At 68.0% G+C, this 19,785-nt stretch carries 19 protein-coding genes; 11 read left to right on the forward strand and 8 right to left on the reverse strand.

Going from position 1 to position 19,785, the window contains the following annotated elements; genetic code table 11:
* Positions 1-71: 71 nt before the first annotated feature.
* The 3 genes from GQ464_RS11645 (at position 72) to GQ464_RS11655 (ending at position 3,467) form a co-directional block, all read left to right on the forward strand.
* Positions 72-1,649, forward strand: a complete 1,578-nt coding sequence (locus GQ464_RS11645; protein WP_166976754.1) for a T9SS type A sorting domain-containing protein — start codon at positions 72-74, stop codon at positions 1,647-1,649.
* 111 nt (positions 1,650-1,760) lie between these two features.
* Entirely contained in the window at positions 1,761-2,411 is a 651-nt protein-coding gene (locus tag GQ464_RS11650; protein ID WP_166976753.1) for a bifunctional 4-hydroxy-2-oxoglutarate aldolase/2-dehydro-3-deoxy-phosphogluconate aldolase, read from the forward strand.
* Between the two features lie 27 nt (positions 2,412-2,438).
* Positions 2,439-3,467, forward strand: coding sequence for a sugar kinase (locus GQ464_RS11655; RefSeq protein ID WP_166976752.1), 1,029 nt, complete (start codon positions 2,439-2,441; stop codon positions 3,465-3,467).
* A gap of 51 nt (positions 3,468-3,518) precedes the next feature.
* Here the strand turns inward: GQ464_RS11655 and GQ464_RS11660 are convergent, their stop codons facing one another.
* The 4 genes from GQ464_RS11660 to GQ464_RS11675 all read right to left on the reverse strand — a co-directional run bounded on the left by GQ464_RS11660 (position 3,519) and on the right by GQ464_RS11675 (position 7,288).
* A complete protein-coding gene (locus tag GQ464_RS11660) occupies positions 3,519-4,796 on the reverse strand; it encodes a flotillin family protein (RefSeq protein WP_166976751.1) in 1,278 nt (425 codons plus the stop codon).
* A 9-nt stretch (positions 4,797-4,805) separates the two neighbouring features.
* Complete coding sequence (locus GQ464_RS11665) at positions 4,806-5,360, reverse strand: hypothetical protein (protein ID WP_166976750.1); 555 nt, start codon at positions 5,358-5,360, stop codon at positions 4,806-4,808.
* A 187-nt stretch (positions 5,361-5,547) separates the two neighbouring features.
* The gene (locus GQ464_RS11670; RefSeq protein WP_166976749.1) at positions 5,548-5,904 is read right to left on the reverse strand and encodes a P-II family nitrogen regulator; all 357 of its coding nucleotides are present in this window, start codon (positions 5,902-5,904) and stop codon (positions 5,548-5,550) included.
* A 22-nt stretch (positions 5,905-5,926) separates the two neighbouring features.
* On the reverse strand, positions 5,927-7,288 hold the full coding sequence (locus GQ464_RS11675) for an ammonium transporter (RefSeq protein ID WP_166976748.1): 1,362 nt from the start codon (positions 7,286-7,288) through the stop codon (positions 5,927-5,929).
* Between the two features lie 239 nt (positions 7,289-7,527).
* Between GQ464_RS11675 and GQ464_RS11680 the strand changes: the two genes are divergently transcribed.
* The 8 genes from GQ464_RS11680 to GQ464_RS11715 all read left to right on the forward strand — a co-directional run bounded on the left by GQ464_RS11680 (position 7,528) and on the right by GQ464_RS11715 (position 14,864).
* Complete coding sequence (locus GQ464_RS11680; protein WP_166976747.1) at positions 7,528-8,118, forward strand: Rad52/Rad22 family DNA repair protein; 591 nt, start codon at positions 7,528-7,530, stop codon at positions 8,116-8,118.
* Between the two features lie 503 nt (positions 8,119-8,621).
* Entirely contained in the window at positions 8,622-9,035 is a 414-nt protein-coding gene (locus tag GQ464_RS11685) for a YbjN domain-containing protein (RefSeq protein WP_166976746.1), read from the forward strand.
* Between the two features lie 314 nt (positions 9,036-9,349).
* A complete protein-coding gene (locus GQ464_RS11690; protein ID WP_166976807.1) occupies positions 9,350-10,312 on the forward strand; it encodes a PLP-dependent cysteine synthase family protein in 963 nt (320 codons plus the stop codon).
* 8 nt (positions 10,313-10,320) lie between these two features.
* Positions 10,321-10,773, forward strand: a complete 453-nt coding sequence (locus GQ464_RS11695; protein ID WP_166976745.1) for a M67 family metallopeptidase — start codon at positions 10,321-10,323, stop codon at positions 10,771-10,773.
* Positions 10,774-10,830: 57 nt separating this feature from the next.
* On the forward strand, positions 10,831-11,127 hold the full coding sequence (locus GQ464_RS11700; RefSeq protein ID WP_228350233.1) for a ubiquitin-like small modifier protein 1: 297 nt from the start codon (positions 10,831-10,833) through the stop codon (positions 11,125-11,127).
* 48 nt (positions 11,128-11,175) lie between these two features.
* Positions 11,176-12,354: a molybdopterin-synthase adenylyltransferase MoeB gene (moeB, locus tag GQ464_RS11705; protein WP_228350234.1), complete on the forward strand. Its 1,179-nt coding sequence runs from the start codon at positions 11,176-11,178 to the stop codon at positions 12,352-12,354.
* Positions 12,355-12,601: 247 nt separating this feature from the next.
* A complete protein-coding gene (locus GQ464_RS11710; protein ID WP_228350235.1) occupies positions 12,602-14,509 on the forward strand; it encodes a TonB-dependent receptor plug domain-containing protein in 1,908 nt (635 codons plus the stop codon).
* 94 nt (positions 14,510-14,603) lie between these two features.
* Positions 14,604-14,864: a hypothetical protein gene (locus tag GQ464_RS11715; RefSeq protein WP_166980145.1), complete on the forward strand. Its 261-nt coding sequence runs from the start codon at positions 14,604-14,606 to the stop codon at positions 14,862-14,864.
* Positions 14,865-14,975: 111 nt separating this feature from the next.
* Here GQ464_RS11715 and GQ464_RS11720 read toward each other — a convergent pair whose 3' ends face one another.
* From GQ464_RS11720 to GQ464_RS11735, 4 genes are all read right to left on the reverse strand, one after another.
* Complete coding sequence (locus GQ464_RS11720; RefSeq protein ID WP_166980147.1) at positions 14,976-15,338, reverse strand: FxLYD domain-containing protein; 363 nt, start codon at positions 15,336-15,338, stop codon at positions 14,976-14,978.
* A 26-nt stretch (positions 15,339-15,364) separates the two neighbouring features.
* A complete protein-coding gene (locus GQ464_RS11725) occupies positions 15,365-15,835 on the reverse strand; it encodes a YybH family protein (protein ID WP_166980149.1) in 471 nt (156 codons plus the stop codon).
* 27 nt (positions 15,836-15,862) lie between these two features.
* Positions 15,863-16,816 carry an SEC-C metal-binding domain-containing protein gene (locus tag GQ464_RS11730; protein ID WP_228350236.1) on the reverse strand — a complete coding sequence of 318 codons (954 nt, stop codon included), beginning with the start codon at positions 16,814-16,816 and terminating at the stop codon, positions 15,863-15,865.
* Between the two features lie 86 nt (positions 16,817-16,902).
* Positions 16,903-19,608 (reverse strand): valine--tRNA ligase, encoded by a 2,706-nt coding sequence (locus GQ464_RS11735; RefSeq protein WP_166980151.1) that lies wholly within the window; start codon positions 19,606-19,608, stop codon positions 16,903-16,905.
* Between the last annotated feature and the right edge of the window lie 177 nt (positions 19,609-19,785).

A 19,785-nucleotide genomic window follows, 5' to 3' on the forward strand; every position in this document is an offset into this window, starting at 1 on the left:
ACACGGGATGATGGTCCACGGGTGGCCTTCGTCGCGAAGCGCTTTTTTTCCCTTCCAAAACGCACAATGCCATGGTCTACCGATACTGCCTCTGGAGCCTCGCGGTCGCATTTACTCTCCTGACGGCCGGTACCGCACAGGCTCAGATCACCGTCGCCAACGACGGCGGCAACTGGGACGATCCGAACACCTGGTCCACCGGGACGGTCCCGACGGCAAACGACGACGTCGTCATCGATAGCACGGTTTCGATCAACATCGCCAACGCCGAAGCACGCAACGTCACGGTTACGGGCGAAGCGGGGGAACTCCGCTACGAGCGCGATCCCTCCCTGGCCGGGTTCGGCCTGACCGTCTATGGTAATCTGGTCATCGAAGGGCCGGACGCCGAACTCCGGCCGCTTTCCCAGGAAGACCCGGATACCGGCGTGGGGTACGGTATCGTATACCATCGCCTGACCGTCTACGGAAACATTGACAACAGCACCGGCGGCACGTTCGACATGCGGCGCGGGGCCACGAGCACGGACCCGCCCACGGCCGCCTTCGTCGATCTCATTTTCGAAGGCTCCGATGATTCGGTGGTCACGCTGGGCGAATACGACAACAATACCAACCAGCTCTTCCAGGTGTTTATCCGGAAGACGGACGGGGGGCGCGTGGTGCTGGGCAGCGACGTCACACAGGACAACAACAGCCTGGCCAAGCTGCACCTCGAAAGCGGTAACATCGTTACGAACGAGTACCGCTGGCGGGTGTGGACCAACAGCTCCAGCGGCGTCGTGGGGGGATCGCCGAACTCCTATGTGATCGGGGCCCTCTCGCGCGGCATCCCCAGGAGCGGCGACGCCTACGAACGCGTCTATCCCGTCGGCGATGAGAGCGCCTACCGGCCGGTGACGATCTATTCCTCCGACCTGGTGCCGGACGATCAGGACTTCGAGGTGCGCGTCATCGCTGGCGATGCCGATCCCGGTTCGGCCACCCTCGAAAACGGCCTCATGGACATCTCGCCCGTCCGGTACTATGCCTTCACGATGTTCGAGCGGGATACCGGCGACCCGTATACGGTGGACCGCATTGCGATCAGTTACGGTCCGGACGACGGCGTGCCGGAGGGGAGTTCGGAGTTCGTCGTTGCGACCTCCGTGGCAGAAGACCGCTCCGTGTGGCGCAACAGCGGCGGCTTCGATCCCGACACCGGCAGCCCGCACGTCACGACGCTGGCCGCCCCGCCGACGCTGGTGCAGTCGGGTGACCTTGCGGATTTCACCTTCGAGATCACCCTGGAGGGCGATCCGCCGACGTTCGTTCAGGACACCTATTATGCTGCCATCGGGACCACCGAGGCGTTCGTGACGTCCACCGAAGAAACGACGCTGCCCGATGGGTTCATCCTCAGCGCCATCTATCCGAACCCCTTCCGCGGCACCGCTGCCCTTTCGCTCGAAGTGCCGCGGCCGGTGGAGGTGCGCGTGCGGGTCTTTGACCTGCTCGGGCGCGAGGTGGCCTCCCTGGCAGACGGCTATCTGACGCCCGGCAGCCACACCTTCCGGTGGGAAGGGGGGCAGGCCCCGGCCGGCCTGTACTTCATCCGGGTAGAGACCGACACCTTCACGGCGACCCGAAAGGTCACCCTGCTTCGCTAGTCGGGTGTACGAGGGCGCCAGGTCTTGTGAAAGGACCTGGCGCCCTTATCTTTTGGCCCAAGGTCGCCCCGGCAGGGGTTCGTTATTTCTATGCTCACACCCCCGTGTCGTATGAACGTCCGGAAGGAGATCCTGCAGCGCATCATCGAGAGCGGTGCCGTGGCGGTGGTGCGAATGGCGGATGCGCAGCGTCTGCTTCGTGTGGCCGAGGCTCTTCATGAAGGAGGCATCACGGCCATCGAAATCACGATGACCACCCCCGACGCGCTGGCGGTCATCGAAGAAGTCGCCGGGGCAATGGGTGACGAGGTGCAGGTCGGCGTGGGGTCGGTGCTCTCGGCCGAGGTGGCCCGCCAGGCCATCGACGCCGGCGCCCGCTACGTCGTCAGCCCCGTCTTCAAGCCCGAGGTCGTGGCCGAGGCGCACCGCCACGACGTGCCCGCCATGCCGGGCTGCTTCACCCCCACGGAGATTCTGGCCGCCACCGAGGCCGGCGCCGACCTCGTCAAGGTGTTCCCGGCCGACGTGGTGGGCATGCCGTTCTTCAAGGCGGTGCTGGCCCCGATGCCGCACCTGAAGCTGATGCCCACCGGCGGCGTCACGCTCGAGAACGCGGGCGACTGGATCCGCGCCGGCGCCGTGGCCGTCGGCGTTGGCAGCGCCCTGCTGGACAAGGCCGCCATTGCCGCGGGCGACTATGCCGTCCTCATCGAGAACGCCCGGAAGCTGCGCCGCAGTGTCGAGGCCGCACGGGCTGAATGATCCGTTTCACCTGTTCCCTCTGCCAGTATGAAAGTCATCACCCTCGGCGAGATCATGCTCAGGCTCTCGACGCCGGGCTTCCAGCGGTTCGTGCAGGCTTCGTCGTTCGACGTCACCTTCGGAGGCGGTGAGGCCAACGTGGCCGTGTCGCTGGCGAACTACGGCTTCGAGAGCTACTTCGTCACGAAGCTGCCCCGCCACGAGATCGGGCAGGCGGCCGTCAACCACCTGCGCCGCTTCGGCGTGTCGGATCGCTTCATCGTCCGCGGTGGCGAGCGGGTCGGCATCTATTTCCTGGAGACGGGTGCCAGCCAGCGGGCCTCCAAGGTCATCTACGACCGTGCTCACGCAGCCGTGACGACCCTCGCACCGGAGGAACTCGATCTGGACGCCGTCTTCGAAGGCGCCCGCTGGTTTCACTGGACGGGCATTACGGCCGCCCTCGGCGAGACCGTCCGCCGAACGCTCGTGGCGGCCTGCGAGGCGGCCAGGGCGGCCGGAGCCACGATCTCGTGTGACCTCAACTACCGCAAAAAGCTGTGGACGGTGGAGGAGGCCCGGGCCACCATGCGTCCCCTCATGGCATACGTCGACGTTTGCATCGCCAACGAAGAGGATGCCGATCGTAGCCTGGGAATGAAGGCGGAGCAGACCGACATCGAAGGGGCACGGCTGGATGAAGCCGGTTATTTCCGGCTGGCCCGCCGGCTCAAGGAAACCTTTGGTTTCGAGGTTGTTGCCATCACGTTGCGGGAGTCGTTCAGTGCCAGCCTCAACGGATGGAGTGCCGTCCTGCACGACGACCGGGACTGCAAGGAGCCGGTGCGATCGCAGCGCTACGAGATCCAGATCGTAGACCGCGTCGGTGGTGGCGATGCGTTTGCTTCCGGTCTCATCGCCGGGCTTCTGCAAAAGGCCAACTCGAAGGAAGCGCTGGAATTCGCCGTCGCCGCGTCCTGCCTGAAACAGACGATTCCCGGTGACTTCAACCTGGTCAGTCGCGAAGAGGTCGAGAAACTCGCCGGCGGTAGCGGGTCCGGCCGAGTCGAACGCTGACACCGGTGGGCCCGGGTTTGTGCCGGCAGTGTGCGCCTTCCGGCCTCCGGCTCAGGAGGCGCCGTCGCCTTCGGGGCGGGCGGGTTTGGCGGGTACCGCCGCCGGTTCGTCGTCGGCTGCGGCGCGGCCGAGCATGCCGGCGATGTCGATGCCGGTGGTGGCCTTGAGGCTTTCGAGCAGGGCGGGCGTGGCCCCGGCGATCTGGTTGAAGACGGCCGGTACCCCGGCCCGGCCGGTGCCGCTGTCGACGACCGTGATCCGGTCGATCTTGAGGTGGTCCACAGTCTTGATGACCTCACGGAGGATATCCGGCAGCATCTGGATGAGGAAGAGGCGTTCGGCGTCGGGGCCGGCCTGTTGCCACAGTTCGAGCTTGCGCCGGAGCACCTCCACTTCGGCATGGCCGTCTTCCAGGATGCGGGCGGCGTTTCCCTTGGCGATCTCCTCTTTGGCCTTGCGTTCCGCTTCCGCAGCGACCACCACCTCGGCCCGGCGGCGTTTCTCAGCCAGGAGGATTTCCTGTTCGGCCAGCTCCTGTTCGGCCCGGGCACGGGCCACCTGGGCCGCCACGGCCACCTTGGCCTCTTCGGCCTCGGCCTGGGCGGCGAGCCGGGCTTTCAGGAGGCGCACCTCGTTCTGTGCCTGCACGATGGCGCGCTCCGCCTCGGCTTCGGCCAGCTTGGCCTGTTCGCGCTTGCTGGCCTCGACCACCTCGGCCGCCGCGATGATGTTCGCCGTGCTCTGCCGCCCGATGGCGTCCAGGTAGCCGGCGTCGTCTTCGACGCTCTGGATCTTGAGCGTGTCCAGTTGCAGGCCCAGGGCGCTCAGGTCGTTATCGGCTTCTTCGAGGAGTTCCTTGGCGAACTTGAGGCGGTCTTCGTTGACCTCCTCGGGGGTCAGCGAAGCCAGCACGCCCCGCAGGTTGCCTTCCAGCGTTTCCTTGGCGATGACTTGGATCTCGTCCAGCGTCTTGCCCAGGAGGCGTTCGACGGCATTGTTGAGCTCGGGCTCGTTCGAGGCGATCTTGACGTTGGCGATGGCGCGGACCGTCAGCGGGATGCCGCCCTTCGAGTAGGCGTTCTTGACGGTCAGGTCGATGGGAATCGTGTTGAGCGGGAGGCGGTCCACCTTCTCGATGATGGGAATGCGGAAGCCGCGCCCGCCCCGGATGATCCGGTAGCCCACGACGGCGCCGTCGGGCAGCTTGCGCTTGCGCCCGCTGAAGATGAGCACCTCGTTCGGCTGGCAGATCTTCAGGTTGGCACGGACGATGCCCAGCACGGCCAGAAAGCCGAGGATCAGGATGGCGGGAATGACGAAGAGTTCCATGGTTAACCCTCAGTTCGGCTTGACGACCTCGGCCACGTTGTCGCGCAGGCGTACCACGACCACCTCGTCGCCGGGCCGGAATGTCTCGGCCGTCTCGTTATCGAGGGCCCGGGCCACCAGTTGCAACCGGTGTCCCCGGGCCACCAGTGCGATCTTGCCTTTCTCTGCGCCCTGAAAGGGCAGCAGCACCCGGGCCGTCTTGCCCTGCAGGTCTTGCAGCGTGATCTCACTGGAGACGTGCTCATAGGCGAGCCGCTTGATGACGTAGTTGCCCCCCAGCCCGACCGCCAGCCCGGTGAGCACAGACAGCAGGAGGGTCATCGGTTCGCCGGAATTCAGCCACGTCAGCACCGTTCCGGTGAGGCCGAAGAAGGCGGCAAAGAGGAACAGGGCCCGCAGGGAGAGGAGGTCGACGAGCCCCGGGCCGGTGTCGAAATCCGTGTCGGCGTCGAAATCCGTGTCCATGTCGGCTTCCACGTCGGTGTCCGACTCGCCGCCGCCGAAGATCGAGAGCAGCACGAAGAAGCCGCCGACGATCAGGCTGATGAGATAGACGGTGTCCATGGTTGCCGCATTGCGTCATGCCCGGAGGGTACGCCGGCCCACGGGCAGGGTTACACCTTTCAAACATGATACGTTCGAAAGTGCTGGCCGTCAAACGAGCGCGAGGAAAAAGATCGGGGTCGTCTCCCGGGAGAGACGACCCCGAAAAGCCGCGGCGGCCGGGCGCGCGAAGCGCCCCGGGAAACCGTCACGCCGGCACCACGGGCGTGACGGCCGCCGTGTCTTCCTCGCCGGTCCGGATGCGGTATATCTTTTCGACCGGCAGGACGAAGATTTTGCCGTCGCCGACCTCGCCGGTGCGGGCCGCCGACAGGATGGCCTCGATGGTCGGTTCGACGAAGGGGTCGGAGACGCCGATGTCGAGCATCACCTTGTCGGTCAGTTCCATCCGGACGGTCGTGCCCCGGTAGGTTTCTTCGGTTTCACGTTCGCCACCGTGACCGCGCACGCGGGTGACGGTGAGGCCGCGCACTTCGGCGCGGAAGAGCGCCTTGAGCACGTCGTTGAGGCGCTCGGGGCGGATGATGGCTTTGATGAGTTTCATGGCTTTCGCAGGCGGGTTGGGTTCAGGCCATCGACGGGCTGACGGCGGGTGCGGGCACGCGCACGGGCCGGGTTTCTTCGTCCAGGAGCAGGAGGGCACCCTCGCCGTCCGTGTAGGCTTCCTCGCCGTGGTGGACGATGTCGAGGCCGAGCCGCTCCGCCTGGTCGTCGGTCCGGACGGCCATGACCAGGCTCAGGCCCTTGAGGATGGCAAAGGTCAGCGCACCGCTGTAGGCGAAGACGGCCACGACCGAGAGGGCCTGGATGCCGAACTGGGCGACGTTGCCGAAGAGCAGGCCGTCGGTGGCCCCGTTCCAGGCGGCGCTGGCGAAGACGCCGGTGAGCAATGCGCCGGTGATACCGCCGAGGCCGTGGGCGGCAAAGACGTCGAGCGAGTCGTCGAAGCGGGTGCGGGCGCGCCACTGGATGGCGAAGTAGCTGGGGAGGGCGGCCAGAGCCCCGAGCGCCAGCGCCGAAAGCGGCGAGACGAACCCGGCGGCCGGGGTCACGGCCACGAGCCCCACCACGATGGCCGTCGCCACGCCGACCGCCGTGATCTTGCCCGTGCGGAGGTGGTCCAGGGCCGTCCACACCACCAGCGTTGCCGCCGGAGCCAGCAACGTGTTGACGAAGGCCAGGCCGGCGGTGCCGTTCGAGGCCAGGGCACTGCCGCCGTTGAAGCCGAACCAGCCGAACCAGAGCAACCCGGCGCCCAGCAGCACGAACGGAACGTGGTGCGGCAGGAGCGCCTGCCGGCCGTAGTCCTTGCGCGGGCCCAGGAAGAGCGCCGCCGCCACGGCCGCTGCGCCCGCGTTGATGTGCACGACGGCCCCGCCGGCGAAGTCCAGCGCACCGAGCTCGCCCAGCCAGCCGCCGCCCCACACCCAGTGACATACCGGTGCATAAACGAACAGCACCCAGAGCCCGACGAAGGCCACATAGGCCGGGAACCGCATCCGTTCCACGACGGCCCCCGAGATCAGTGCCACGGTGATGATGGCAAAGGTGCCCTGGAACGCCATGAACAGCAGGTGGGGGATCGACCCGCTGGCCTCCAGGCCCACCCCGCTCAGCAACGCCATCGACAGGTCGCCGAGCCAGGCCGTACCCGATCCGAAGGCCAGCGAGTAGCCGAGCAGGGCCCACAGGACCCCCGCCACGCCGAGGGCGATGAAGCTCATCATCATCGTGTTCAGGGCGTTCTTGGCCCGCACCAGCCCGCCGTAGAAAAAGGCCAGCGCCGGGGTCATCAGCAACACCAGCGCCGTCGAAACCAGCAGCCAGGCCGTGTCCGGGGCCGAAATTGCAGCAGCGGCTTCCTGGGCCCGGGCGACCGGAACGCCCAGGAAGAACAGGGCGGGAAGGCAGATGAACCGTCGTCTCATGTTACCTGGGGTTAAAAGATTGAGGACGATGTTGATTCGGGTTGATCATTTTAAGATAGATTCGCTTGTTTGTCAAATTAATTAATGGAAAACGATTATTTTTGATGTGAAGAAAAGCGCTTTCAGGTGTTTCGTTTAAAAAAATAAGGCAGGATTTGGCATCGTCCGGGGTGACACACAGGTGTCATCGCCGCGCGATAATTTCCCGCCACGTATCCCCTTCAACCATGGAGAAGCCCATGCCCGGTCCCATCGACCTGCATCGACTGCAAGCCTTTTTTGACCCGGAAGACATCGGGTGGAAACCCATCGCCGTCTCGAAGAAGACCGGCAAGGCCCTGGTGGCCGCCTATGTGACGAACCGCGCCATCATGGACCGGCTCGATAGCGTATGCGGCCCCGAAAACTGGCGCAACGAGTTCGTCTCGGGACCGGAGGGCGGGGTCCTGTGCGGCCTCTCGATCCGTATCGTGCGGGAAGACGGCACGGCGGAGTGGGTGACGAAATGGGACGGCGCCGAGAATACGGACGTGGAGCCGGTCAAGGGCGGCCTCTCGTCGAGTATGCGCCGGGCGGCCGTGCAGTGGGGCATCGGGCGGTATCTCTACGACCTGCCCTCGCAGTGGGTATCCGTGGACGAGCGGGGGCGCATCACGCAGACGCCGCCTATCCCCCCGGAATTCCGGCCCCGATCCTCCGGCGACGACCCGGCTCCCGGCGTGCGGTCGGAGGCTTCGCCTTCGGACGGGGACGCCTCCACTCCCCGGCGTGTCCGGCCCCGGGACCCCGAAGCGGCCCGCTATTTCATGCCCCGGCAGGTCAAATCCTGAGGCGGGCCGCGGCGTACCCGGCGTGCCAACGGGCGCCGGGCGTGATGCAGGCCCCGGCCGCCCGGGTTGCCCCGGAGGCCGTAATGTCGTACTTTGTACGCCGGTTCTCGAAGAAGCCGGTACAAGCGGACGTGTAGGGGCGTTCGGCCGGAGGGTCGCGTCACAGGCGGCGCGGCGTGGCCGTTGCGTCCGGCGTCCGACGTGTCCCCGCGCCGATGGCGAGGGATCTGTGGCCCATCGGATAGCACGTCTTCCTCCCCGATTTTCTTTCGGCAACCCGCCCTTTCTCCCTTCGCCCGGCATGCCGAAGAGAGGAAAGCACCCTGCTTTTGAAGCGTCGGGACGACTTGAAAACGGACGGCCGGGTGGAGACGATGGGCTTTTTCAGAAGACTCTTCGGAAGCATGCGGATGAACGGAGAGCCGTCCGGACCTGCCCTGCCGCTGCAGCACACGGCCGGACAAGCGACGACACACCCCCAACCACCCCGGGAGGAGCGACTGATGGCTGAGGATCTCATTACGTCGGACAACCTGTCCGTCGATACGTTGCGGGCCACCTTCGAAGCCGCCTACATGGACGTTTCCCTGTCCGAAAGCGGGCATCTGCGTATCCGGGATGCCTGCATTGTGCTGGTCATTCCGGACATGGAGCGGAGAAACCGGATTCGCCTTATGAGTGTTTTCGGCTTCAAGGACGGTACCAGCCCGATCGACCGGCTGCAATGTGTCAACCGCATCAACGACGAATACATCATGGTCTGTGCCAGCACCACGAACGACGGGCTTCTGCTCTTTCGCTACGACCTGATGCTGGACGGGGGGCTGCCCAGGAAGGCCCTGGTGCTGGCCGTCAAACGGTTTGCCTCCATCCCGCATGGCGCCATCCAGGAACACGGCGCCGGCATCGTCGAGTAGGCCGTCCCGGGACGGGGCCCGTGAAATCTTCTTCCCGGGGAAGAACTTTTGGAAAGACCGGTCGTAGATTATGCCCGGTTTGCCCGATTCCCCTTACCTGAACAGTTCTATTTTCCATACGCGATGCCTTTCCTCCGGACCATCCTGGCCTGCTGTTGTGCGATGTGTTGTTGTGCCCCCGGCCGGAGGGGAGGCGCGGTGACGCCGTCGCGATACGGATAGGCCCGGAAAGCTGACGATCGCGCTCACATTGCTGCCAGTGCCCCTCCCGGATTGCCGTGAGGGGCTTTTTTTGTTCCATGACCCAGTCTCTGATGGAAGGCACACACGTTGATGTTCTGGCTTCCCCGGCCGGACGCGCCGGGGCGTTGCGTAACGGCGTGCTGCGCCGCATCGGGCGGACGCCGCTCGTCCGGCTGCGGCGGGTGACGGCGCACCTGCCCGAGACGGTGGCCGTCTATGCGAAGGCCGAGCACCTCAACCCGGGCGGTTCGGTCAAGGACCGGGCGGCGCTGGGCATGATCCGGGACGGGCTGCGCCGCGGGGCCCTCACGCCGGGCAAAACGCTCATCGACGCCACGAGCGGCAACACCGGCATCGCCTACGCCATGATCGGGGCGGCCCTGGGGATCCCGGTGACGCTGGCGCTGCCCGCCAACGCCTCCGCGGAACGGAAGCGGATCCTGGCCGCCTATGGCGTGGACCTGATCCTGACCGACCCGCTGGAGGGCACCGACGGGGCGCAGCGTTACGTGCGCGAGCGCGTCGCCGCCGAGCCCGACCGCTATTTCTACCCCGACCAGTACAACAACGACGCCAACTGGCGGGCGCACGCGCGCACCACCGGGGTCGAGATCCTCGAACAGACGCGCCACCGCGTCACGCACTTCGTCGCCGGGCTGGGCACGACGGGCACCTTCACCGGCGTCACGCGGCGCCTCAAGGCGTTCGACCCCGCCATCCGCTGCTTCTCCGTCCAGCCGGACAGCCCGCTGCACGGTATGGAAGGGCTCAAGCACATGGAGACGGCCCTCGTGCCGGGCATCTACGACCCGGCGCTGGCCGACGACGACCTGCGGGTGCAGACGGAGGAGGCCTATGCCATGACGCGTCGCCTGGCCCGGGAGGAAGGGCTCCTCGTGGGCATCTCCTCCGGGGCCAACGTGGCGGCGGCCCTCCGCGTGGCCGAGACGCTCCGCGAGGGCGTCGTCGTGACGATCCTGTGCGACACCGGTACCCGGTATCTGAGCGATCCATTCTGGAACGAAACGCTGTGAGGCCATCCATGCTGACCCATACCGCCGTCCTCGACGCGATCCGGGAGCACGGGCGCGACACGTACCCGGAGGAATGCTGCGGCTTCCTGCTGGGCACCTTCGCGCCGGAGGGCAACCGGGTGGTGGCCGTGCAACGCGTGCCCAACCGGCGGGCCGAGCACCGCGAGCGCCGTTATACCATCGCGCCGGAGGACTACCGCCACGCCGAGCGGGCCGCCCGGGGCCTGGGCCTCGACGTCGTCGGCTTCTACCATTCCCACCCGGACCACCCCGCCCGGCCCTCGGCCACCGACCTGGCCGAAGCCACCTTCCCCGGCTATACGTACGTGATCGTCGCCGTCCGCGACGGCGTCCCCGCCGACCTGACGGCCTGGTCCCTCGCCCCGGACCGCTCCCGGTTCCTCCCCGAGGCGATCACCGTCGACGACGAAGCCCTGCGTGCGGCACAGGCCGAAGGATGAAGTCCGGCGAACCCTGCAAACCATCATTCACTCACCATCCCAGACGAACCGACCGACATGAGCACGACGCAGACCCTGACCGCGATCCACATCCCGACGCCGCTGCGGGCGTTCACCGGCAACCAGGCGACCGTGGAGGTGGCCGGCGAGACCGTGCGTGAGGCGCTGGCCGACCTCGTCGCCCGGCACCCGGCGCTGAAGAACCACCTGTTCGACGAGGCGGGCCGGCTCCGCTCGTTCGTCAACGTGTACGTCGGCGACGAGGACATCCGCTACCTCGACGGCCCGGCGACCGCCCTCAAGCCCGGCGACACGCTCTCCATCGTCCCGTCCATCGCCGGGGGGCGCGGGTGAGCACCCCGGCGATCCGTCTCGAACCACCGTATCTTTCCGCACGAAACCATGGAAACCATCTCCGCTCCGAACGTGACGCTCTCGCCCGAGGAGGTGCGGCGCTACAGCCGCCACCTGATCCTGCCCGAGGTGGGGCTGGAGGGGCAGAAGAAACTCAAGGCCGCCTCGGTGCTGCTCATCGGTGCGGGCGGCCTCGGCTCGCCGCTGGCGCTCTACCTGGCCGCCGCCGGCGTGGGTCGCCTCGGCCTGGTCGACTTCGACGTGGTCGACGAGTCGAACCTGCAACGGCAGGTGCTCCACGGCACGAAGGACGTCGGTCGCTCGAAGCTCGCCTCCGCCCGCGAGCGCATCCTCGACATCAACCCGCACGTGGAGGTGGAGACGTACGAGACGCGCCTCACCAGCGAGAACGCGCTCGACCTCATCGGGGCCTACGACCTGGTAGCCGACGGCACGGACAATTTCCCCACGCGCTACCTGGTCAACGACGCCTCGGTGCTCACCGGCACGCCGAACATGTACGCCTCCATCTTCCGCTTCGAGGGGCAGGTGTCGGTCTTCGGCGCGCCGGACGGGCCGTGCTACCGCTGCCTCTACCCCGAGCCGCCGCCGCCGGGGCTGGTGCCCTCGTGCGCCGAGGGCGGGGTGCTGGGCGTGCTGCCGGGTATCGTCGGGGCGCTGCAGGCCACCGAGGTCATCAAGTGGATCGTGGGCGCCGGGGAGCCGCTCGTGGGGCGGTTGCTCCTCTTCGACGCCCTCACGATGACGTTCCGCACGCTCAAGGTGCGCAAGAACCCGGACTGCCCGGTCTGCGGCACGCACCCGACCGTCACGGCGTTGATCGACTACGAGGCGTTCTGCGGCATCCCGCAGGCCCGTGCTGCCGCGTCGGCCGAAGCGGACGCGGTGCCCGAGATCACCGTTACCGAGCTGAAGGCCCGCCTCGACCGCGGCGAGCGTCCCTTCATCCTCGACGTCCGGAAGCCGCACGAGTACGAGATCGCCAACCTGGGCGCGCCGCTCATCCCCGTCGATGAACTGGCCGACCGCCTGGACGAACTCGCCCCGTACCGGGATCAGGAGATCATCGTGCACTGTCGCTCCGGCGCCCGCTCGGCCCGGGCCGTGAAGCTGTTGCGCGAGCACGGCTTCCACGGGGCCGTCAACCTCAAGGGCGGCATCCTGGCCTGGAGCGACGAGGTCGACCCGGGCGTGCCGAAGTACTGACGGCGGGGGGCATCGCGGGTCGCCACGCCCCACGTGGTTCCGGAGCCGACCGGCATGACGACGGCCGCGGAGAACCTGGATGCGGGAGGAACGGGAGCATGGGGCTCTTCACGGGTGCTTCGGTGATCGTTTCATGGCGGAGGCCTAACTTACCGGTTCGGCCGATACGCGTCGGGTCAGGTGCTCGATCTCGACGCCAGGTGGGTCTCGACCGGCTTCGACTCTTGAACATCATCGTTACCGTACTGTGCGTGCGCCCGGTTGTCTTTTTCTGTTTCTGGTGGGGATGGTGCCCGCGTGGGCCCAGGATGTCCCCCTCGAAGGTACGCTGCCGGACTCCATCGTGGTAACGGCCTCGCGGGTGCCGGAAGACCTTCGCCACACCGGCCGCGTCGTGTCCGTCTGGACGGCCCGCGACCTGGCGGCCCTGCCCGTCTCGTCGTTCGACGAGCTGCTCCGCACCGTCGGCGGGGTGGAGGCGGCCGCGCGCGGCGGCTTCGGCGTGCAGAGCGACCTGACGATGCGGGGCTCGACGTTCAACGGGGTGCTGGTGCTGCTCGACGGCGCCCGTTTCAACGACCCGATGACCGGCCACTTCCTCTCGGACTTCCCCGTGCCGCTCTCCGAGATCGCCCGCATCGAGGTGCTGCGCGGGCCGGCGGCGGCGGTCTACGGCCCCGACGCGCTGGGCGGGGTGATCCAGGTGTTCACGTACGCCGGGCTCTGGCGCGAAGGGCACGGCGCGGGCCTGGCCGGGGGCGGGACGGCCCGCCTGGGACGCCACGCCCTCTACGAGGTGGACGCCGCCCTCCGGCGCGACGGCGCCCGGACGCTCCTCAGCGCCGCCACGGCCTGGCAGGGCAGCGACGGCCAGCCCCTGACGGCGGCCGACGGCACGCCCGTCCGCCGCGGCGCGGAAAGACTCCGCACCGACTTCAGCCGGCAGGCCCACACGCTGGCGCTGGCCCACCGCCTCGGCGGAGCCACCCTCTACGGGCGGGCCGGGGTGGACGACCGCGCCTTCAACGCCTTCCACTTCTACACCCCCTTCGCCAGCGACACGGCCCGCGAGGCCACCACCACCTACTGGGCCCAGCTCCGCGTGCAGGGCCCCGGGGCGGACCTGCCGTGGGAGGTGCAGCTCTCGGCCCGGCAGCACGAGGACACGTACGTGTTCAACCCGCAGACACCCGCCAACCGCCACACCAGCCGCCAGGCCAACCTGCTGGCCCGCCTGAGCCGCCCGGTGGCGCCGGGCCTTCGCCTGGGCGCCGGTCTCTCGGCCTCGGTGCGCGGCATCGACTCGAACAACATGGGCACCCACGCCGATGCCGCCGCCGGCGCCTTCGCGACGGCCCGCTGGCAGGCCACGCCCGCCCTCACCCTCCACGCCGGCGCTCGCCTCGACCACGACCCCGGCTTCGGGACCGAGTGGACGCCGCAGGTGAGCGCCGCCTACGCCGCCGGGCCGGTCATCCTCCGCGCCGCCGTGGCCCGCGCCGTGCGGGCGCCGACCTACGTGGAGCGCTACTTCAACACCACGCTCGCCCGGCCGCGCGGCCGCAATCTGGGCAACTCCGACCTGCGGGCCGAGCGAGCCTGGTCCTACGAGGCCGGCCTCGACCTGTACCCGGCCGGGGGGCTCGTCGCCCGCGCCACCCTCTTCCGCCGCGACACGGACGACCTGATCGACTACGTGATGCTCACGCCGGCGGACACCGTCTTCCTGGCCCGCAACGTGCTGCGGGTGGAGACGACCGGGCTGGAGCTGGACCTGGAGGCGCGGCGGCAGGTGGGGCCGGTGCGCCTGCGGGCCACCGCCGCCTACACCTACCTCGACGCCACGCTGGCTGACACCGACCGGGTGGCGCGGTACAAGTACGCGCTGACGAACGCCCGCCATCTGGGGCAGGCCACCCTGGCCGTTGACGCCGGGGCGGCCACGCTGAGCGTGCAGGCCCTGGCGAAGGAGCGTCTCGCCGGGGATGCCTACGAGGTGGTCCACCTTCGCGCGGCCTACCGCCTCCCCGCCGGCCGCGCCCGCCTCACCCTCTCGGCCGAGGTCCGCAACGTGTTCGACGTGCGCTACGCCGAGGTCTTCGACGCGCCGATGCCGGGCCGGTGGTGGCTCCTGGGCCTGCGCCTCGCCCGGTGAGGCGGGGGCGTTGCGCGTGGGGACGTTGGGGCGTTGCACGTTTGCACGTGGCACGCGGGGGTCGTATCTTCCTAACCCCATCCCCCCGACCCTCATGAACCGGATAGACAGAGCCCTTCAGCCCGGCAGCGGGTACATGGTCTTGCTGGGTCTGGCGCTGACGGTCTTTTTTGCCGTCATGTCTGTCACCGACGCCGGGCATCGCCATCCGGCCCTGTTGTTCACGTTGCTGGGCCTCATAGGGACATGGCGTCACTACGTGGTCTGGCGGCGAAAGCGGGCACAGCGCGGAATCGACCTGCTCGGCACAGAGGCGAGTTCCGGCGGGCGGCAGGGGCCGAAGTGGGCGAGGTGAGCGGCGCCGGATGACTGCGCCGCGGACCGGTGCGTGTTCCGGTGGGACGGCATCGGGCCGGGGCGGCGGGTGCAGGCGGTGCCGGTCGTCCCGGTGCGGTAGCGGCCCGCCTCAAAGCACCAGGATACTGCGGACGCGGGCGCCGCGGATGTCCTCGTCGCTGTCGATCACTTCGCGGAACGCCTTCTCGCCGCGTGCGGGGATGTCGTCCACCACGATGATCATGCTCCCGATGCGGCGGTTGTCGGCGTCGAAGAGGGACACCTGGAGCTGTGCGTGGGCGATGGGTTCGTCCGTGGGGTTGACCACCCGCCCGGTGAGTACACGGACCTCCCCCGGCAGCAACAGGTATTCGAAGTCCTCGACATGGACGGTGGGTTCCGCACCGGCATCGCCGCGACCGCCGCAGGCGGCCGGCAGCAACGCCGCCAGGAGCAGCCAGGTCCCGAGAAAGGCGCGTCGGATCGGTTGCATAACGGGGTTCGAAAGGACGTGGTGGGTCAGGGAGCCGCCCGGTAGTCGACGGCACGGAGCCGGCCGGTCTCGTCGATGACGTTCGTCTCCATGCCTGGAACGACGTCGGTGTTGTGGGCGGCGGCGCAGCGCCACGCTTCGCCCACCCGGTGCACGACGAACGTGAAGAGGTTCGTGCGCGGCTGCGGGCGGGCGATGCCGGCGACGGGCGTCTGCCCGGTCAGGTGCATCCGGGCGTGGACGACGGCGACGTCCTCGGACAGGGGTTTCACCTTCACCCGGAGCAGGCGGAGTGTGGACCGGTCGAAGAGGTGCGCCAGGCCGTAGGCGTGCGCCCGTTCGATGGCCGCACGGTCGTGCCACCACAGCCCGACGACGTTGATGAAGTCCGCATCCTCGTCGAAGATTGCGGCCAGCGTGCGGGCGTCCCGCCGGTTCCATGCTTCGACGAACACGCGGGGAACGTGCTCGGGCCGGTCGAGCGGGGTGTAGGTCATGGGCGTCTCGGATCGGAGCCGGGCGGGTCAGCGCCCGCAGCACTTCTTGTACTTTTTGCCGCTGCCGCAGGGGCAGGGCTCGTTGCGGCCCACCTTCGGCTGCTCCCGCACGAAGGTGCCGGAAACGCCCGGGAGCGCGTCCTCGAACGAAAGGGGCTCGTCGTTTTTGACCGGCTGATTCCAGAAGTTTTCCCGTCGTTGCAACGCCGCATAGAAGGCGATGGGGTCGCCGTCCACCGGCTCGTAACGGTCTTCCTCGGAGGGGGCGGCGAGGATCCGGCGGTACGCGTCCAGGTCGCCAAAGAAGGTCGGGTCGATGAAGCCGTGCTCGAACAGCGCCGTGATGACGGGCTCGCTCTCCCGGTCCTGGTGCCGCGCCAGCGTGTAGGCGATTTCGGTCCACAGGAGGCTCAGGTCGTTCTCCAGGCTATCCAGGTCGAGGTCTTCCGGGACGTCCGGGGTGCCGTCGTCGCGGAGCGGGGGGAACTGGGCGCGCAGGGCCGCCAGGATGCGGTCGCGTTCTCCGGGGTGGAAGTATGCGATGTGGCCCAGGACGGTCGCCGCGGTGAGGCGCCCGAACACCCAGGCCGTCTCGTCCTCCAGCAGGGCCAGCATCGCGGGCACGGCGGCCGGGCCGTAGTGGGCCAGCCGTTCCCCCTCGAACCATTCCAGGTAGTATTCAAAGGCGGGATCCCGGAAATAGGCTACAAAGACGGGCAGGGCCGCCGGCTCGCGGAAGGCAAGGAGCAGGTTCCCGGCATGGATGCTGGCGTACCAGCGGGGGTCATCGTCGGCCCATGTCTCCTGCTGGGCGCGCCGGGTTTCGTCGAGGTCGGCCCGGAACAGGTCGAGCAGGCCGGGGGTGAGGTCGCCGGGCCGGTCGAGGCAGGCCTGCAGCAGGTCGGGGTCGGGATGGCGCCCGGCCACCTCGATGGCCGTCAGCAGGTCCTCGGCGTCCCAGTCGCGGTAGTTCGTGTCCATGGTCGGGGCAAAGGGGGAAAGGGTTACGCGTTGCACGCCGGGGCGCGGACGGGGATCCTGCGTGCGGGCCGGGGAGCGCCATGCGGTCAGGTCAGGTCGGCCAGGTTGGCGCGCAGGCGCTGGAGCTCGGCCTTGGCGTCGGCGGCCTTCTGGCGCTCGCGCTCGACGACCTCCGCCGGCGCCTTCTGCACGAACTGCTCGTTCTGCAGCTTGCGCTCGACGCCCGCCAGGAACCGCTCTTTCTGCGCGATCTCCTTCTCCAGCCGCTCCCGTTCCACGTCCAGGTCGATCATGCCGGCCAGGGGCACGTAGACCTCGTGCTTGCCGACGACCACCGAGGCGCTGGCCTTCGGCTTGTCGAGCCCGTGGCCCACGGTCAGGTCGCTCACGCGGGCGAGGCGCTCGAAGTAGTGGGGGTGGGCCTGCAGCGCCGCGGCCAGCGCCGGGGCGTCGGCCGCCACGTTGATGCGCGCGGCGATGGCCTTGCCCGGCGAGACGCCGTACTGGCTCTTCACGTTGCGGATGCCCGAGACCATCTCCTGGAGCGTGGCAAAGATCTCCGCAGCGTCGTCGTCCGTCTCGGCCGCGTCGGGCCGGGGCCAGGGCGAGACGATGCACGCCTCGCCCTCCCGGCGGGGCCGCAGCTTCCACCACAGCTCCTCGGTGATGAACGGCATGAACGGGTGCAGGAGCTGCAGGAGCTTCTCGTAGAGCTCGACGGCCAGGGCGATCTTGTCCTCGTCCATCGCCTCGCCGTAGGGGGGCTTGATGAGCTCCAGGTACCAGTCGCAGTAATCGCCCCAGAAGAGGGTGTAGATCTTCGTCAGCGCCTCGTTGAGGCGGTAGCGGCGGATGTCCTCGTCGACGGCCTCGATGGTGCGGTGCAGGCGCGTGAGCATCCAGCGCTCGACCAGCTCCAGCTCGTCGAACGACCGGCGCCGGCGGTAGTCCTTCACCGGCCGGCCGTCGGTGTCGGTCTCCATGAACTGGCCGAAGACGTTGAAGGCGTTCCAGATCTTGTTGGCGAAGTTGCGCCCCATCTCGAACTTGGTGGGGTCGAGCTTGATGTCCTGCCCCTGGGCGCAGAGGATCGTCAGCGAGAAGCGCACGGCGTCGGCCCCGTACTGCTCGATCATCTCCAGCGGGTCGATGCCGTTGCCCAGGCTCTTGGACATCCACCGGCCGTACTTGTCCTTGATCATGCCGGTGATGAAGACGTCCCGGAAGGGGATCTCGCCGGTGAAGTGGAGCCCGGCCATGATCATGCGGGCGATCCAGAAGAAGAGGATGTCGTAGCCCGAGACGAGCACGTCGCCGGGGTAGAAGTAGGCCAGGTCGCGGCGCACCGCCTCGCTGTCCTCGGGCCAGCCGAGCGTGGCGAAGGGCCACAGCCACGACGAGAACCAGGTGTCGAGCACGTCCTCGTCCTGCACCATGCCGGGCTCGGGCTGCTCCACCGAGACGACGAAGCCGCGCTCCTCGTCGATCTCGCCGTGCTCGTCGGTGTAGTACCAGACGGGGATGCGGTGGCCCCACCAGAGCTGCCGGCTGATGGTCCAGTCGCGGATGTTTTCGAGCCAGCGGAAGTACTCGTTCTCCCACCGCTTCGGGTAGAAGGTGATCTTCCCGCTGCGGACGGCCTCGATGGCGGGCTCGGCCAGCGGCTTCATCTTGACGAACCACTGCCGCGAGAGCAGCGGCTCGATGACGGCCTTCGAGCGGTGCGAGATGGGGACGGACACCTTGTAGGGCTCCACCTTTTCGAGCAGCCCCTGCGCCTCCAGGTCGGCCACGATCCGCTGGCGGGCCTCGAAGCGGTCGAGCCCGGCATAGGGGCCGCCGTTTTCGTTGATGGTGGCGTCCGGGTTCATGATGTTAACGACCTCGAGGCCGTGGCGCTGGCCGATCTCGAAGTCGTTCTTGTCGTGCGCCGGGGTCACCTTGAGGGCGCCCGCGCCGAAGTCCTTCTTGACGTACTCGTCGGCGATGACGGGGATCTCGCGGCCGAGCAGGGGCAGGCGCACCTTTTTGCCGACGAGGTGGGCGTAGCGCTCGTCCTCGGGGTGGACGGCCACGGCGGTGTCGCCCAGCATCGTCTCGGGGCGGGTGGTGGCGATGGTGAGGTGGCCGCTGCCGTCGGCCAGGGGGTAGCGGATGTACCACAGGTGGCCGTCCCGCTCCACGTTCTCCACCTCCTCGTCGGAGAGGGCGGTCATGTCCACGGGGCACCAGTTGACCAGGTAGTGGCCCCGGTAGATGAGCCCCTCCTGGTAGAGCTGCACGAAGACGCGCTGGACAGCCTCGGCGTAGCGCTCGTCCATGGTGAAGCGCTCGCGGCGCCAGTCGCACGAGTCGCCCAGGCGGCGTTTCTGCTGGAGGATGATGTCGCCGTACTCACGGACCCAGTCCCAGACGCGCTCGAGGAAGCGCTCGCGGCCCAGGTCGTGGCGCGTCTTGTCCTCCTGCTCCTTCAGCGTGCGCTCGACGACGTTCTGCGTGGCGATGCCGGCGTGGTCCTTGCCGGGCATCCAGAGGGCCTCGAAGCCCTGCATGCGGCGCAGGCGGGTGAGGGCGTCCTGGATGGTGTCCTGCAGGGCATGGCCCATGTGCAGCCGCCCGGTCACGTTCGGGGGCGGCATCATGATCACGTGCGGCTTCTTGTCCGGGCGCACGTCGGCGTTGAAGAAGCCGTGGCGTTCCCAGTAGTCGTACCACTTCGCCTCGATGGCGTGCGGGTCGTAGAGGGCGCGCTTGCCGGTCTCGGCCGGCGGCGTGGTCGTTTCGGCAGCCATAAGTGCGGGACGAAATCCGTGTTTTTTCGGCGGAAACAATGGCGTACGGGAGGATCCCGAACGTTGAATCATGGCAAACCCGGGGGCTCGGAGACGGGTTCCGTTCGGAGGCGCAGATTGATCGATTGTTCGTGGGGGGGCGAGCGCGCCGGTGCCGTCGGGCGACGGATACGGCTT

This window comes from Rhodocaloribacter litoris (assembly GCF_011682235.2).
Taxonomy (GTDB): Bacteria; Bacteroidota; Rhodothermia; order Rhodothermales; family ISCAR-4553; genus Rhodocaloribacter; species Rhodocaloribacter litoris.

Excerpts from the sequence above, each read along its gene's own strand:
- GQ464_RS11645 (WP_166976754.1), top strand. The coding sequence starts at position 72 with ATGGTCTACCGATACTGCCTCTGGAGCCTCGCGGTCGCATTTACTCTC.
- GQ464_RS11650 (WP_166976753.1), top strand. The coding sequence starts at position 1,761 with ATGAACGTCCGGAAGGAGATCCTGCAGCGCATCATCGAGAGCGGTGCC.
- GQ464_RS11655 (WP_166976752.1), top strand. The coding sequence starts at position 2,439 with ATGAAAGTCATCACCCTCGGCGAGATCATGCTCAGGCTCTCGACGCCG.
- GQ464_RS11660 (WP_166976751.1), bottom strand. The coding sequence starts at position 4,796 with ATGGAACTCTTCGTCATTCCCGCCATCCTGATCCTCGGCTTTCTGGCC.
- GQ464_RS11665 (WP_166976750.1), bottom strand. The coding sequence starts at position 5,360 with ATGGACACCGTCTATCTCATCAGCCTGATCGTCGGCGGCTTCTTCGTG.
- GQ464_RS11670 (WP_166976749.1), bottom strand. The coding sequence starts at position 5,904 with ATGAAACTCATCAAAGCCATCATCCGCCCCGAGCGCCTCAACGACGTG.
- GQ464_RS11675 (WP_166976748.1), bottom strand. The coding sequence starts at position 7,288 with ATGAGACGACGGTTCATCTGCCTTCCCGCCCTGTTCTTCCTGGGCGTT.
- GQ464_RS11680 (WP_166976747.1), top strand. The coding sequence starts at position 7,528 with ATGCCCGGTCCCATCGACCTGCATCGACTGCAAGCCTTTTTTGACCCG.
- GQ464_RS11685 (WP_166976746.1), top strand. The coding sequence starts at position 8,622 with ATGGCTGAGGATCTCATTACGTCGGACAACCTGTCCGTCGATACGTTG.
- GQ464_RS11690 (WP_166976807.1), top strand. The coding sequence starts at position 9,350 with ATGGAAGGCACACACGTTGATGTTCTGGCTTCCCCGGCCGGACGCGCC.
- GQ464_RS11695 (WP_166976745.1), top strand. The coding sequence starts at position 10,321 with ATGCTGACCCATACCGCCGTCCTCGACGCGATCCGGGAGCACGGGCGC.
- GQ464_RS11700 (WP_228350233.1), top strand. The coding sequence starts at position 10,831 with ATGAGCACGACGCAGACCCTGACCGCGATCCACATCCCGACGCCGCTG.
- moeB (WP_228350234.1), top strand. The coding sequence starts at position 11,176 with ATGGAAACCATCTCCGCTCCGAACGTGACGCTCTCGCCCGAGGAGGTG.
- GQ464_RS11715 (WP_166980145.1), top strand. The coding sequence starts at position 14,604 with ATGAACCGGATAGACAGAGCCCTTCAGCCCGGCAGCGGGTACATGGTC.
- GQ464_RS11720 (WP_166980147.1), bottom strand. The coding sequence starts at position 15,338 with ATGCAACCGATCCGACGCGCCTTTCTCGGGACCTGGCTGCTCCTGGCG.
- GQ464_RS11725 (WP_166980149.1), bottom strand. The coding sequence starts at position 15,835 with ATGACCTACACCCCGCTCGACCGGCCCGAGCACGTTCCCCGCGTGTTC.
- GQ464_RS11730 (WP_228350236.1), bottom strand. The coding sequence starts at position 16,816 with ATGGACACGAACTACCGCGACTGGGACGCCGAGGACCTGCTGACGGCC.
- GQ464_RS11735 (WP_166980151.1), bottom strand. The coding sequence starts at position 19,608 with ATGGCTGCCGAAACGACCACGCCGCCGGCCGAGACCGGCAAGCGCGCC.